The organism is Azonexus caeni (assembly GCF_048146105.1).
GTDB classification, from domain to species: domain Bacteria; phylum Pseudomonadota; class Gammaproteobacteria; order Burkholderiales; family Rhodocyclaceae; genus Azonexus; species Azonexus aromaticus_B.
This window is the reverse complement of record NZ_JBKJAD010000031.1, coordinates 20,088-33,122: the sequence shown is the minus strand read 5'-3', so window position 1 is coordinate 33,122 and position 13,035 is coordinate 20,088. Positions and strand designations below refer to the sequence as shown.

At 66.6% G+C, this 13,035-nt stretch carries 13 protein-coding genes; 8 read left to right on the top strand and 5 right to left on the bottom strand.

Going from position 1 to position 13,035, the window contains the following annotated elements; translation table 11 throughout:
* Window positions 1–236 precede the first annotated feature (236 nt).
* Window positions 237–1,808 (bottom strand): acetyl-CoA hydrolase/transferase family protein, encoded by a 1,572-nt coding sequence (locus ACLIIZ_RS19725; RefSeq protein WP_416695134.1) that lies wholly within the window; start codon window positions 1,806–1,808, stop codon window positions 237–239.
* A 279-nt stretch (window positions 1,809–2,087) separates the two neighbouring features.
* Between ACLIIZ_RS19725 and gcvA the strand changes: the two genes are divergently transcribed.
* The 7 genes from gcvA (at window position 2,088) to ACLIIZ_RS19690 (ending at window position 7,987) form a co-directional block, all read left to right on the top strand.
* The gene (gene gcvA, locus ACLIIZ_RS19720; RefSeq protein WP_416695131.1) at window positions 2,088–3,029 is read left to right on the top strand and encodes a transcriptional regulator GcvA; all 942 of its coding nucleotides are present in this window, start codon (window positions 2,088–2,090) and stop codon (window positions 3,027–3,029) included.
* Window positions 3,030–3,102: 73 nt separating this feature from the next.
* Entirely contained in the window at window positions 3,103–3,381 is a 279-nt protein-coding gene (locus tag ACLIIZ_RS19715; protein WP_416695129.1) for a hypothetical protein, read from the top strand.
* Window positions 3,382–3,457: 76 nt separating this feature from the next.
* Window positions 3,458–4,861 carry a TonB-dependent receptor gene (locus ACLIIZ_RS19710; protein ID WP_416695126.1) on the top strand — a complete coding sequence of 468 codons (1,404 nt, stop codon included), beginning with the start codon at window positions 3,458–3,460 and terminating at the stop codon, window positions 4,859–4,861.
* Window positions 4,862–4,870: 9 nt separating this feature from the next.
* Window positions 4,871–5,764 carry a metal ABC transporter substrate-binding protein gene (locus ACLIIZ_RS19705; protein WP_416695123.1) on the top strand — a complete coding sequence of 298 codons (894 nt, stop codon included), beginning with the start codon at window positions 4,871–4,873 and terminating at the stop codon, window positions 5,762–5,764.
* Complete coding sequence (locus ACLIIZ_RS19700; RefSeq protein ID WP_416695121.1) at window positions 5,761–6,288, top strand: ATP-binding cassette domain-containing protein; 528 nt, start codon at window positions 5,761–5,763, stop codon at window positions 6,286–6,288. The genes ACLIIZ_RS19705 and ACLIIZ_RS19700 overlap by 4 nt, the downstream gene beginning before the upstream one ends.
* Entirely contained in the window at window positions 6,278–7,054 is a 777-nt protein-coding gene (locus tag ACLIIZ_RS19695) for a metal ABC transporter permease (protein ID WP_416695119.1), read from the top strand. The genes ACLIIZ_RS19700 and ACLIIZ_RS19695 overlap by 11 nt, the downstream gene beginning before the upstream one ends.
* Window positions 7,055–7,213: 159 nt before the next feature.
* Complete coding sequence (locus tag ACLIIZ_RS19690; RefSeq protein WP_416695117.1) at window positions 7,214–7,987, top strand: M48 family metalloprotease; 774 nt, start codon at window positions 7,214–7,216, stop codon at window positions 7,985–7,987.
* 266 nt (window positions 7,988–8,253) lie between these two features.
* Here ACLIIZ_RS19690 and ACLIIZ_RS19685 read toward each other — a convergent pair whose 3' ends face one another.
* The 4 genes from ACLIIZ_RS19685 to ACLIIZ_RS19670 are packed head-to-tail and all read right to left on the bottom strand — an operon-like array spanning window position 8,254 to window position 11,990.
* Window positions 8,254–8,973: a phosphoadenylyl-sulfate reductase gene (locus tag ACLIIZ_RS19685; protein ID WP_416695115.1), complete on the bottom strand. Its 720-nt coding sequence runs from the start codon at window positions 8,971–8,973 to the stop codon at window positions 8,254–8,256.
* Window positions 8,974–8,987: 14 nt separating this feature from the next.
* A complete protein-coding gene (locus tag ACLIIZ_RS19680; protein WP_416695113.1) occupies window positions 8,988–9,500 on the bottom strand; it encodes a DUF934 domain-containing protein in 513 nt (170 codons plus the stop codon).
* Window position 9,501: 1 nt separating this feature from the next.
* Window positions 9,502–11,193, bottom strand: a complete 1,692-nt coding sequence (locus ACLIIZ_RS19675) for a nitrite/sulfite reductase (RefSeq protein WP_416695110.1) — start codon at window positions 11,191–11,193, stop codon at window positions 9,502–9,504.
* A gap of 20 nt (window positions 11,194–11,213) precedes the next feature.
* Window positions 11,214–11,990, bottom strand: coding sequence for a sulfite exporter TauE/SafE family protein (locus tag ACLIIZ_RS19670; protein WP_416695108.1), 777 nt, complete (start codon window positions 11,988–11,990; stop codon window positions 11,214–11,216).
* A gap of 82 nt (window positions 11,991–12,072) precedes the next feature.
* On the opposite strand from ACLIIZ_RS19670, the gene ACLIIZ_RS19665 reads away from it, so the two are divergent.
* Window positions 12,073–13,014: a CysB family HTH-type transcriptional regulator gene (locus ACLIIZ_RS19665; RefSeq protein WP_416695107.1), complete on the top strand. Its 942-nt coding sequence runs from the start codon at window positions 12,073–12,075 to the stop codon at window positions 13,012–13,014.
* Window positions 13,015–13,035 lie beyond the last annotated feature (21 nt).

The following is a 13,035-nucleotide window of genomic DNA, read 5'->3' as shown; positions in this document are numbered from 1 at the left end:
ACGGAAAATGAACAAAATGCCACGAGAATCCCCGTACCGGACCACAAAAATCAGCCCACTTCCCGGTCAAATTACCTTCACCTGCTTCATTCTCCAGGGCTCGGTGAATTGTTCAGCGTTTCCTTAAGGCCGGTGCTTCGCCCGCCAAGCCTGGTGTGTCAAAAAAAAGGCCGCGGTTGCGGCCTTTGGGCAGTGCTTCGCGCGCCAGACCTGTACCTGGCGCGCGGCGACGGGGCTTACTTCGCCCAGGCGTCGGCTTGCACCGTCGCGTCGTCGCGCCAGGCGGCGCGGGCGGTCTGGTTGGCGACCCAGTTGGGCAGGAAGGTGTAGGCCTCGTCGAGCAGGTGCGGCGTGTGGCGGCCCGGCGAGTAGCGCAGCGCGCGGTCGTAATACTCGCGCAGCGCCGGCCGGAAGTTCGGGTGGGCGCACTTCTCGATGACCACCTTGGCGCGCTGCTTCGGCGCCAGGCCGCGCAGGTCGGCCAGACCCTGCTCGGTGACGATGATCTGGACGTCGTGCTCGGTGTGATCGACGTGCGAGACCATCGGCACGATGCAGGAGACACTGCCGCCCTTGGCCGACGACGGGGTCATGAAGATCGAGATGAAGGCGTTGCGCGCGAAGTCGCCGGAGCCGCCGATGCCGTTCATGATCGAGGTGCCCATGATGTGGGTCGAGTTCACGTTGCCGTAGATGTCGGCCTCGATCAGCCCGTTCATGGCGATGACGCCGAGGCGGCGGATGACTTCCGGGTGGTTGGAGATTTCCTGCGGGCGCAGGATGATCGAGTCCTTGAAGCGCGGCAGATCGGCGTTGAGTTCTTCCAGCGCCGCCGGGCTCAGCGAGAAGGAAGTCGCCGAGGCGCAGGTCAGCTTGCCGCACTTGATGAGGTCGAGCATGCCGTCCTGCAGCACTTCGGTGTAGGCGGTCAGGTTTTCGAACGGGCCGTCCTGCAGGCCGGCCATCACCGCGTTGGCGACGTTGCCGACGCCGGATTGCAGCGGCAGCAGGTTGGCCGGCAGGCGGCCCTTCTTCACTTCGTGCTGCAGGAAATCGAGGATGTGGCCGGCGATCAGCTTGGAGTTGGCATCCGGCGGGGTGAACGGCGAGTTGCGGTCGGCCTTGTTGGTTTCGACGACGGCGATCACGTTGTTGGGATCGATCCGGTAATACGGCTCGCCGATCCGGTCGTCGGTCTTGACGATGGGGATCGGCTTGCGGTGCGGCGGCAGCGCGGTGCCGTAGTAGATGTCGTGCATGCCTTCGAGGTGCGGGTTCTGCCAGGCATTGACTTCGAGGATGATCTTGTCGGCCTGATCGAGCCAGGTCTTGTTGTTGCCGACCGAGGACGACGGGATCAGTCGACCGTCTTCCAGGATGCCGGCGACTTCGACGACGGCGACATCGAGCTTGCCGAGGAAACCGCCCCAGACGAACTGGGCGACGTGCGACAAGTGGATGTCGATGTATTCCATCTCGCCGGCATTGATCCGCTTGCGGCAGGTCGGGTCGGACTGGTAGGGCAGGCGCATCTCGACGCCGTCGACCATGGCCAGCGCGCCGTCGAGTTCGGGCGCGGTCGAGGCGCCGGTCCACACGCCGATCTTGAATTTCTTGCCATGCAGGTTGGCATCCATGATGCGCTTGGCCAGCGTTGACGGTACCGCCTTCGGATAGCCGGCGCCGGTGAAGCCGCTCATGCCGACGTTGACGCCGGATGGAATCAGCGCGGCGGCCTCTTCGGCGGACATGATCTTGCCGCGCAGGTGGGGACAAAGGATGCGGGAGGAAGCGTTGTTTGTCTGCATGTTGTTTGTTGGTCGTCAGGTACGAATAGCCAAAAAAAAGCCCGCACTGGGCGGGCTCAAGCCCACAACTCAAGGGCGCGTGATGCTCAGAGGAGACTGAGGCATGAGGTTGAAACCGGCAGTGCGCCAATCTGGCGCGCTGCCGGCTCCGGAATGCTGTGCCGCCCACGGGGGCGTCCCTGAATGTCGAAAACTCGATGGGGCGCAACAATACGGATCGGCTTGCCGGGCGACAAACGACACTTTATGATGCGATGGAATAGAAAAACTTAATCGTCCGTGGCCTACCGTTTACCTCCCCTGTCGGCCTTGCGCGCTTTCGAAGCGGCAGCCCGCCATCTCAGCTTCAAGCTGGCGGCGGAGGAGTTGCACGTGACGCCGGCGGCGGTCAGCCAGCAGATCCGCCTGCTCGAGGACTATCTGGGCGTACCGCTGTTTCGCCGCCTGACCCGGGCGATCGAACTGACCGCGACCGGCGCCGCTATGCTGCCCGACCTGCGCCGCGGCTTCGATTGCCTGGCGGCGGCTGTGGACGGCACGCGCAGCGGCGACGATGGCGTGTTGACCATCCACGCCCCGCCCAGTTTCGCCTCGCGCTGGCTGGTGCCGCGCTTGCCGCGCTTCGCCGCCGCCCACCCGGGGATCGCCCTGCGTCTGTCGAGCGGCGACGATACCGTCGACCGCGACGGCGACACCGGCTGGATCAGCCCGCTCGATCCGCGTAGCGCCGACTGCGAGGTGGCCATCCGCTACGGCCGCGGCGATTATCCCGGCCTGCGCGTCGAGAAGATATTTTCGCCGGACTATGTGCCGGTGTGCAGTCCGCGCCTGCTCGCAGCCGGACGGCCGCTGACGACGCCGGACGACTTGCGCCACCACCTGCTGATCCACGACGAGACGATCAGCGACGAGGACCTGCCGCCGGGTTGGCAGCAATGGTTGGCGCAGGCCGGCGTGCGCGGCGTCGATGCCGGGCGCGGCCTGCGTTTCTCGAACGCCATCCTGGCCGTCGAGGCGGCGCTCGACGGGCAGGGCGTCGCCCTCGCGCTGTCGCCGCTGGTCGAGGCCGATGTCGCCGCCGGCCGCTTGATCCGGCCGTTCGCACTGAGCATCCCGTCGCCCTACGCCTACTGGCTGGCGATGCCGGAAATGCTCGCCGGCCGGGCTGCGGTTGCCGCCTTCCGGGCCTGGGTCCTGACCGAAGGGGCGGCTGGCGCCTGAATCCGGTGCGATCGGCTGGTGAGGTCTGTTACAAAATGCAATAATATAACATTGCATTTTCACCGCCGCCGCCTTGCTCGCCACGCGCCGTTTTGCCCTCGTCCTGTTGCTTTGTCTGGCCCAACTCGGCGCGCTGCTGCACGAGCTCGGCCATGCCCGGGACGATGTCGGCGCGGCGCCGGAGAGCTGCACCATCTGCCTGGCCGCCCATGCGCTGGCGGCGGCGCTACCCCCGGCGCTGTTGGCGATCACTGCGTTGCCCGTGGCTTTCCCGCCGCCGACACCGGCGCTCGAGACGGCGCTGCGAGCTGAAGCGCCGCAGCCGACACAGCGCGGACCGCCGACCGCCTGAAATCCCCTTCCCGTGTTTCGCCGTCTGCTGTCCTGTCCGGTCAGCGGCGGCCCCGTGTCGATTTCAGGAGTCTCCCATGTTGCAGAAACCCATCGCCCTGGCCTTGCTGGCCGCCTTTTCCTGTGCCGCGCCAGCGGCCGAGGATGCCGAACTGGCCGCCATCCGCAGCCAGCTCGCCGAACTGAAGAAGAACTACGAGCAACGCATCGCCGCGCTCGAAGACAAGCTGGCGCAGAGCCGTGCCCAGGCGGAGAAACCTGCCGCTGTCGCGGCGGCGACCGAGGCACCGCGTCTCGGTACCCCGGCCGGCGGCTTCAATCCGGAAATCTCGCTGACCCTGCAGGGGCAGTACAAGTCGATGAAAAACATCGACGAGCGGGGGATCGCCGGCTTCTGGCCGGCTGGCGGTCACGACCACGAAAGCGAAGGGATCAAGGGCATTTCGAAGCGCGGTTTCTCGGTCGACCACACCGAGCTGATGCTGGCCGCCAACGTCGATCCCTACTGGCGCGGCCAGGCGATCCTGGCGGCGCTCGACGGCGAGGTCGAAGTCGAGGAAGCCTGGTTCCAGTCGCTCGGCCTCGACCACGGCATCGGCCTCAAGGGCGGGCGTTTCCTGTCCGGCATCGGCTACCAGAACGAGCAGCATCCGCATGCCTGGGACTTCGCCAGCGCGCCGCTGATGTACCAGGCACTGTTCGGCGAGCACGGCAGCTACGCGCAGGACGGGGTGCAGTTCAAGTGGCTGGCGCCGACGCCGATCTGGCTCGAATTCGGCGCCGAAGCCGGGCGCGGCGCCAATTTCCCGGGCACCGACCGCAACCAGAACCGCGCCGGTGCCGGCGCCTTGTTCGTGCACCTGGGTGATGATGTCGGCAGCTCGCATAGCTGGCGCGCCGGTTTGTCCTACCTGCATACCCGCGCCCGGGAGCGCGAGGCGGAGGTGCATGACGCCAACGACGTGCATGGCGACGCCAGCTTCACCGGCCGCAGCCGGACCTGGCTGGCCGATTTCGTCTGGAAATGGGCGCCCGACGGCAACCCGAAGTATCGCAACTTCAAGTTCCAGACCGAGTATTTCCATCGCACGGAACGTGGTGACATCGGTTGTGTCGGCGAGGAAGCCGGTGCCGCCTGCGACGGTACGCGCGACAGCTACCGCAGCCGGCAATCCGGCTGGTACGCGCAGGCGGTCTACCAGTTCACGCCGCACTGGCGTGCCGGCCTGCGCCACGAGCAGCTCGATTCGGGCAGCCTGCGCATCGGCGCCAACGTACTTGCCCAGCTCGGCGACGAGAACCAGATGTTCGCCCGCTACCGGCCGAAGCGCAGCGCGCTGATGCTCGATTACAGCTGGAGCGAGTTTTCCCGCGTTCGCCTGCAGTACGAACGCGACCGTTCGATGCCCGGCGTCACCGACAACCAGTTCACCGTCCAGTACATCATGAGCCTCGGTGCCCATGGTGCGCACAAGTTCTGAGGAAACGCCATGCACAGATTGATCGTATTGCTCGCCGCCCTCGCCAGCCTGCCGGCCTGGTCGGCGGTCGAAGTGTTCGCGACGGTGCCGGAGTGGGGGGCGCTGGCGCGCGAAATCGGCGGCGAGCGCGTCGCCGTCTTCGTCGCCACGAACGCGCTGCAGGACCCGCACCGGATCGAGGCGCGGCCGTCGCTGCTCGCCCGCGCCCGCCGTGCACAACTGGTCGTCGCCACCGGCGCCGAACTGGAAACCGGCTGGCTGCCGGTGGTCCTGCGCGAATCCGGCAACGCCGCGGTGCAGCCGGGGCGCGACGGCTATTTCGAAGCGGCGGCGCTGGTCGAACGCCTGGAGGTGCCGGCCACGCTCGACCGTGCCCACGGCGACGTGCATGCCGCCGGCAACCCGCACGTCCATCTCGACCCGTACCGCCTGCTGCGCATAGGCGAGGCGCTGGCCGAGCGGCTGGCGCGCGTCGATCCGGCGAACGCCGCCGCTTACCGCACCGGCTTCGCCGATTTCGCCCGCCGCTGGCGGAGCGCGATTGGGCGCTGGGAGAAGGCCGCCGCGCCGCTGCGCGGGGTGCCGGTGCTGGTCCATCACGGCTCCTTCGCCTACCTGACGCACTGGCTGGGCATGCCGGAAATCGGCACGCTCGAACCCAAGCCCGGCGTCGAACCGAGCAGCGGCCAGCTCGCCGCGCTGCTCGAACGGCAACGGGTGCGGCCGGCGCGTCTGGTCCTGCGCGCCGCCTACCAGCAGGCGGCGGCGAGCGAATGGTTCGCCAGCCGCGCCGCCATCCCGGCCCTGGTCCTGCCCTATACCGTCGGCGGATCACCGGCGGCGCAGGATCTGTTCGGCCTGTTCGACGACAGTATCGGCCGCCTGCTGCAGGGGCTGCGGTGAATCCGCCGGTGCTCGCTCTCGACGGCGTCGTCGCCGGCTGGCAAGGGCCGGCAACGCGCCCGGTGGACCTGCGGCTCGCCACCGGCGGGATCGTCGGCCTGAGCGGCGCCAATGGCGCCGGCAAGAGCACGCTGCTGGCGGCGATTGCCGGTCGGGCGCGGGTCTTCGGCGGCCGGCTGGCGGTCGCGCCGGGTATCCGCATCAGCCTGCAGACGCAGGAGGCAACACCGCTCGCCGGCCTGCCGTCCTGGCTGGCGGGCTGCCTGGATCGCCGTCTCGACCGCCTGTCCGGCGGTCAGCGCCACTACCTCGCACTGTGGGCGGTGCTGCAGGCGCCGGCCGACCTGCTGCTGCTCGACGAGCCGACCAACAACCTCGACGCCGCCGGCGTCGTCCATCTCGGCCTGGCCCTGCGGCAGCGTGCCGCCGCCGGCTGCGCCATCCTCGTCGTCAGCCACGACGCCGCCTTCCTTGCTGCGGCTTGCGACGCGGTGATTCGCCTGGAAGCGCCCGATGTTCCCTGACCTGTTCGCCATTCCCTTCCTGACCGGCCTTTGCCTGGCGGTCTTGCTGCCGCTGCTCGGCTGCTACCTGCGCCTGCGCGACGAATGGCTGGCGGCGCTCGCCTACGCCCACGTCGCCGCTGGTGGCGCGCTGCTCGCCATGCTGGCCGGCCTGCCGCCGCCGGTCGGCGGCGTTGCTGCCGCCGCCGCCGCCGCCCTGGCCAAGGAGCCTCTCGCCGCCCGCTTGCCGGCGAGCGCGCTCTTCCCCCTGTTGTTGCTCTTTGGTTGGGCCGTCGGCATGCTGGTCGCCGCCAACCATCCGCTGGCCGAGCGCGTCGGCAGCGCGCTTTTCGACGGCCAGCTCTATTTCGCCGACGCTGGCCGCTTGGCTACCGTGGCCGCCGGTACGCTGGCCTGCCTGCTGGTCTTGCGCCGCCTGTCCCGCCCGCTGCTGCTCAGCCAGCTATATCCGGATCACTTTCGCTTGCGCGGCGAAGCGCCCTGGCCGGTGCACAGCGGCTTCGATCTGCTCGCCGCGCTGGTGCTGGCGCTGGCGACGACGACCCTGGGCGTGATGGCGACCTTCGCCCTGGTCTTCGTCCCGCCCTGCTTGGCCTTCCGGCGCGCAGGCGACTGGCGGCGCGGCTTGCGTCTGGCGCTGCTCGTCAGTGTCGGCGGCTACATCGCCGCTTTCGCCATGGCTCTGTGGTTCGACCAGCCCTTCGGGCCGGTGCTGGCGATCCTGCTGATTCTTCTTGCCGGTATTGCCGCTTGCTCTCGCTCATGAGGTCTTTGCAGGAACCAGGCCAGGCTGACGGAACCGACTGCTTTTATCTCGTTAATCAACAATTTATTGCCATTCGAATAGTACGTCGGATTATAAAAACTTGAATGGCATGGTTGGCGCGAGTACCATTGCCGGTTTTTCAACCCGAGGTAAGAAAAAATGCAACGCTCTGTCTGGCTGTCAATACTGGCTGCTTCCCTGTTCACCCTGTCCGGTTGCAAGACGACCGGCGCCGGCGCCGGCGGTGAGATGTCGGCGAGCAGCGCCATCGACATCGGTTCGTCGGTGGTTGCCGTGGCCAGCCTCAGCGACGAGGAAATGCTCGAACTGGGCAAGCGCACCGCCGCCAACGAAGATCAGCGCAACCAGATCGCCGCGCCGCGCAGCAAGTACGCCAAGCGCCTGCAGAAACTCACCGCGAACTGGACCAAGATCGACAAGGCCAATCTCGATTTCAAGGTTTACATGAAGAATGACGTCAATGCCTTCGCCGTGCCGAACGGTTCGATCCGCGTCTATTCCGGTCTGATGGACAAGTTCACCGACGACGAACTGCGCTACGTGCTGGCGCATGAGATCGGCCACGTCATGCTCGGCCATTCGAAGCGGGCGCTGCAACTGGCGCACGCCAGCTCGGCCGCCCGCCAGGCTGCCGCCAGCAGCGGCAACGGTGCGGTAGCGGCGATTGCCGCGTCGGAGCTCGGGGCGATGGGCGAAGCGCTGATCAACGCCCAGTTCTCGCAAAAGCAGGAAAACGAGGCCGACGATTACGCGGTCGATTACCTCGCCAAGCAGAAGCTGAAGAACGCCGGCGCCGTGACCGCGCTGCGCAAGCTGGAAAAACTCTACGGCAACGACCGCAGCGCCTTCTCCAGCCACCCGGCGCCGGGCGAACGCGCCAAGCGCATGGAACAGCGGATCAAGGCGAAGTAAGTCAGTCGCTGAACGCAGCAACAAAAAGGGCGCCGGCATGGCGCCCTTTTTGTTGCCCTGCATCGATGGCGGAAAGGTCGGGGCGGTTTAGAGAAGCGGCTTGTCGCGCCGCGGGGCCCCGATCAAGTCTGGCGTGACGCTCTTGCTACCGTTCCCGTCACGCCTTCACGTGCAGTCCGCACGCCTTGGATTCCGGCGCTTGTCTCCGGCCGCCCCTGCGGGGCTTAACATTCGCTGCGCGATTTAGCCTGCGCTGGCGCCGGATGTCACGCTTTCACGTGCAGTCCACACTCCTTGGATTCCGGCGACTCCCACCACCATCTGCCGGCGCGGATGTCTTCGCCGAGCGAGACGGCGCGGGTGCAGGGGGCGCAGCCGATGCTGGGGTAGAACTTGTCGTGCAGGGCGTTGTAGGGCACGACGTTGTGTTTGATGTAGGTCCAGACTTCCTTCTCGCTCCAGGTGGCGAGCGGGTTGAATTTTTCCAGGCCGTTGCCTTCGTCGTATTCCTGCGTCGCCAATTGGCCGCGGGTGGCGGCCTGTTCAGCGCGCATGCCGGTGATCCAGGCGCGCTTGCCAGCCAGGGCGCGCTTCAGCGGTTCGACCTTGCGCGCGTAGCAGCAGGCCTTCCTGAGCGTCACCGAGTCGTAGAAGGCGTTGATGCCGTGCTGGCGGACATAGCTTTCGACTTCCTCGGACTGCGGGAAGTAGATCTTCAGTTTCAGCCCGTAGTGCTGATCGACCTTGGCCATCAGGTCGTAGGTTTCGGCCGGCAGGCGGCCGGTGTCGAGGCTGAAGATCTCGATCGGCAGGCCGGCCTTGACGATCAGGTCGGTGAGGACCATGTCTTCGGCGCCGAGGCTGTTGGCGAAGGTGGCCGGCGACCAGGCGCCGGCGATCTCGGCGAGCAGCGCGGCGGCGGCTTCGGTCTTGGCGGTGGTGCTGGCGGCGAGTTCGGGGGTGATGTTGAGCAGGGCTGGCGTCATGGCTGGCGATCGGGTCAGGCGGTACGGCGACGAAAGTAGGGTTCGGGCTGGTCGGTCGAGCCCTGGTAGGTGGCGGAGAACGGCGAGAATCCCTGGTCGATGGCATAGACCGCGTCCTTGCCGTCCTTCAGCGCGTAGCTGTCGAAGCCGACGCGCTGCATGAAGAAGAGCTGGTCGTGCAGCACGTCGCCGACGGCGCGCAGTTCGCCCTGGTAATGGTAGCGCTGGCGCAGCAGGGCGGCGGTCGAGTAGCCGCGACCATCGACGAACTTCGGGAAGTTGATGGCGATGACCACGAAATAATCGAGGTCGGCAGCAGCGTCTTCGACCTTATCGTCCGCTTGCAGCAAGAGGCCGATGCGCTTGTGGCAGGAGACGATCTCGTTCTTGCGCGCCAGCCAGACGGCGAGCGGGAAGATGACGTCGCCGGCGGGGAGGGCGACGGTGTCGGGCGTCTCGCCTTCGGCCAGGGTCAGCGTCGTCCAGGTATCGGCGGCGAGCGCGCCCTGCTTGATCAGTTGTGCCATGTTATGCGGCCTCCTTTTGTGCAACCTTGGCCTTGCCGTGGGCGCGGCCTTCGTAGACGCGGTTCTTGAACGGGTCGATGCCGATCCGGTCGAAAGTGTCGATGAAACGTTCGTCCGGATGACGGTTCTCCAGATAGACCTGGATGATCTTCTCGACCACGTCCGGCATTTCGCCGGCCGAGAAGGACGGGCCGATCACCTTGCCGAGCTTGGCGTCGTTGCCCTGACGGCCGCCCAGCGTGACCTGGTAGAACTCGTCGTTGTTCTTGTCGACGCCGAGTACGCCGATGTGGCCGACATGGTGGTGACCGCAGGCGTTCATGCAGCCGGAGATGTTGAGGTCGATCTCGCCGATGTCGAACAGGTAGTCGAGGTCGTCGAAACGCTGCTGGATGGCGGTGGCGATGGGGATCGACTTGGCGTTGGCGAGGTCGCAGAAATCACCGCCCGGGCAGCAGATGATGCTGGTCAAGAGGCCGATGTTGGGTGTTGCCAGGCCGGCCGCCTTGGCCTGTTGCCAGACGGCGTAAAGATCGGCCAGCTTGACGTCGGCCAGGATGACGTTCTGCTCATGGCTGATGCGCAGCTCGCCGAAGCTGTAGCGGTCGGCCAGGTCGGCGACGACTTCCATCTGCTCGGAGGTGATGTCGCCCGGCGCGACACCGTGCGGCTTCAGCGACAGCGTGACCGCCGCGTAGCCATCGACCTTGTGCGCATGGGTGTTGCGCTCGACCCAGCGGGCGAAGGCTTTTTCTTCGACGATCTTCGCCTGGTAGCCGGCGTCGACGGTACTGATCGTCTCGTAAGCGGGGGCGCCGAAATGCGCCGCGACGCGCTCGTACTCGGCCTGCGTGATGGTCGCCGGGCCGTCCTTGGCGTGCGCCCATTCGGCTTCGACCAGCTTGGCGAATTCCTCGACGCCGAGCGCCTGGACGAGAATCTTGATGCGCGCCTTGTAGGCGTTGTCGCGGCGGCCGAAGCGGTTATAGACGCGGAGGATCGCCTCGCAGTAGCTGAGGATGTGCTGCCAGGGCAGGAAGTCGCGCACGACCTGGCCGCGGATCGGCGTGCGACCGAGGCCGCCGCCGACGATCACGGTGAAGCCGGTGACGCCGTCGACCACCTTGAGATGCAGGCCGATGTCGTGGAACCAGGTGACCGCCCGGTCTTCCTCGGTGCCGGAAATGGCGATCTTGAACTTGCGCGGCAGGAAGGCGAATTCCGGGTGGAAGGTGGTCCACTGGCGGAGGATTTCGGCCAGCGGACGCGGATCGATGATCTCGTCGGCGGCGACGCCAGCGAACTGGTCGGTGGTGATGTTGCGCAGGCAGTTGCCCGAGGTCTGGATCGCGTGCAGGTCGACCTCGGCCAGCTCGGCCAGGATGTCGGGCACATCGGTCAGTTTCGGCCAGTTCAGCTGCAGGTTGTGGCGGGTGGTGAAATGGCCGTAGCCGCGGTCGTACTTGCGAGCGACGTGGGCCAGCTTGCGCAGTTGCGCCGAATTGAGCATGCCGTAGGGCACGGCGATGCGGAACATCGGCGCGTGGCGCTGGATGTAGAGGCCGTTCTGCAGGCGCAGCGGGCGGAACTCGTCGTCGGTCAGTTCGCCGGCCTGCCAGCGGTTGACCTGATCGCGAAACTGCTCGACCCGGTCGAGGATCAGCTGGCGGTCGATGGCGTCGTATTTGTACATGGCGTTCTCTTGGGGGTGAATCAGGTGAAGACCAGCTTGCTGCCGATCAGCACGAGCATGGAGGCGAGGATGCGGCGCAGGATGTGCTCCGGTACCTTGGCGGAGAGATGGCTGCCGAGCCAGATGCCGGGCAGCGAGCCGAGCAGCAGGGCGCCGAGCAAGGCCCAGTCGACGCTGCCGAGCAGCCAGTGGCCGAGGCCGGCGACCAGCGTCAGCGGCACGGCGTGGGCGACGTCGGAACCGACGATCTTGACCGGCGACAGCTTCGGGTAAAGGAAGAAGAGGGCGGCGACGCCGAGCGCGCCGGCGCCGACCGAGGAAATCGTCACCAGCACGCCGAGCACGACGCCGACGCCGACCGTGATCTTGCCCAGGCAGCACTGGCGCAGCGGTGATTCGTCGTGGCGGCTGGCGTATTCGCGCAGCTTGCGGCCGAACAGGATGGCGATGGCGGTGAGCAGCAGGGCGAAGCCGAGGCCGTGCGAGACGATCTTGCTGATTGCGTTGCTGCCTTCGGGGAGCAGCGACAACACCCAGATGGTCAGCGCCGCCGCCGGGATGCTGCCGGCGGCGAGGCGACCGGTGACCTGCCAGTCGATATGTCCCTTGCGGCCGTGGGCGACGGTGCCGCCGGCCTTGGTCATGGCGGCGTAGAGCAGGTCGGTGCCGACGGCCGTTGCCGGATGCACGCCGAACAGCAGCACCAGCAGCGGGGTCATCAGCGAACCGCCGCCGACGCCCGTCAGACCGACGATGGCGCCGACCGCGAAGCCGGAAAGGGTGTACAGGTAGTCCATGGGTCGGCATCCTACCGGGCGCCGATTGAATCAAAAAGAATATTGGGTTAGATTGTTATCGTATTTTGTTATTAAGCCATTCATGAAACTCCAGCAACTGCGCTACATCGTCGAGATCGAACGCCAGGGACTCAACGTCTCGGAGGCGGCCGAGGTGCTGTATACCTCGCAGCCGGGCGTGTCCAAGCAGATCAAGCTGCTCGAGGACGAACTCGGCATCGCCATCTTCGAGCGCAGCGGCAAGCGCTTCACCGGCATCACCGAACCGGGCCGGGTGGTCATCGACATCGCCCGCCGCATCCTGCGCGAGGCGGAAAACCTGAAGCGCGCCAGCGGCGAATTCTCCAGCGGCGACTCCGGCAAGCTGGTGCTGGCGGCGACCCACACCCAGGCGCGCTACGCGCTGCCCACCGTGGTCCGCGACTTCGTCGCCCGTCACCCCAGGGTCAAGCTCGAGATGCACCAGGGCAACCCGGTGCAGATCGCCGACTGGGTGGCCTCCGGTGAGGCCGACTTCGGGATCGCCACCGAGTCGCTCGGCGAGCACCCGCAACTTGTCTCCTTCCCGGTCCAGCAGTGGTCACATTGCGTGATCGCGCCGGCCGGCCATGCCATCCTGGCCAGCCAGCCGCTGGCGCTGCAGGAACTGGCGCGCTGGCCGCTGATCACCTACGACGCGGCGTTTACCGGCCGCTCGCGGATCAACCGCGCCTTCGAACGCCTGGAGATCGAGCCCAACATCGCGCTCACCGCGCTCGACGCCGACGTGATCAAGACCTACGTCAGCCTCGGCCTTGGTCTCGGCATCATCGCCAAGCTCGCCTTCGATCCCCAGCGTGACGCCGGCCTGGTGGCGATCGACGCCGGCCACCTGTTCGAATCGAACACCACCCGGCTGGCGGTGCGGCGTGGCAGCTACCTGCGCCGTTTCGATTACGACTTCATCGAACTGTTCGCCCCCCACCTCAACAAGCGCGTCGTCGAGATGACCCTGCAGGGCGGCGGCGAGGCCTGGCAGCTTTAGCAAAAAAAAGCCCGCCGGGCG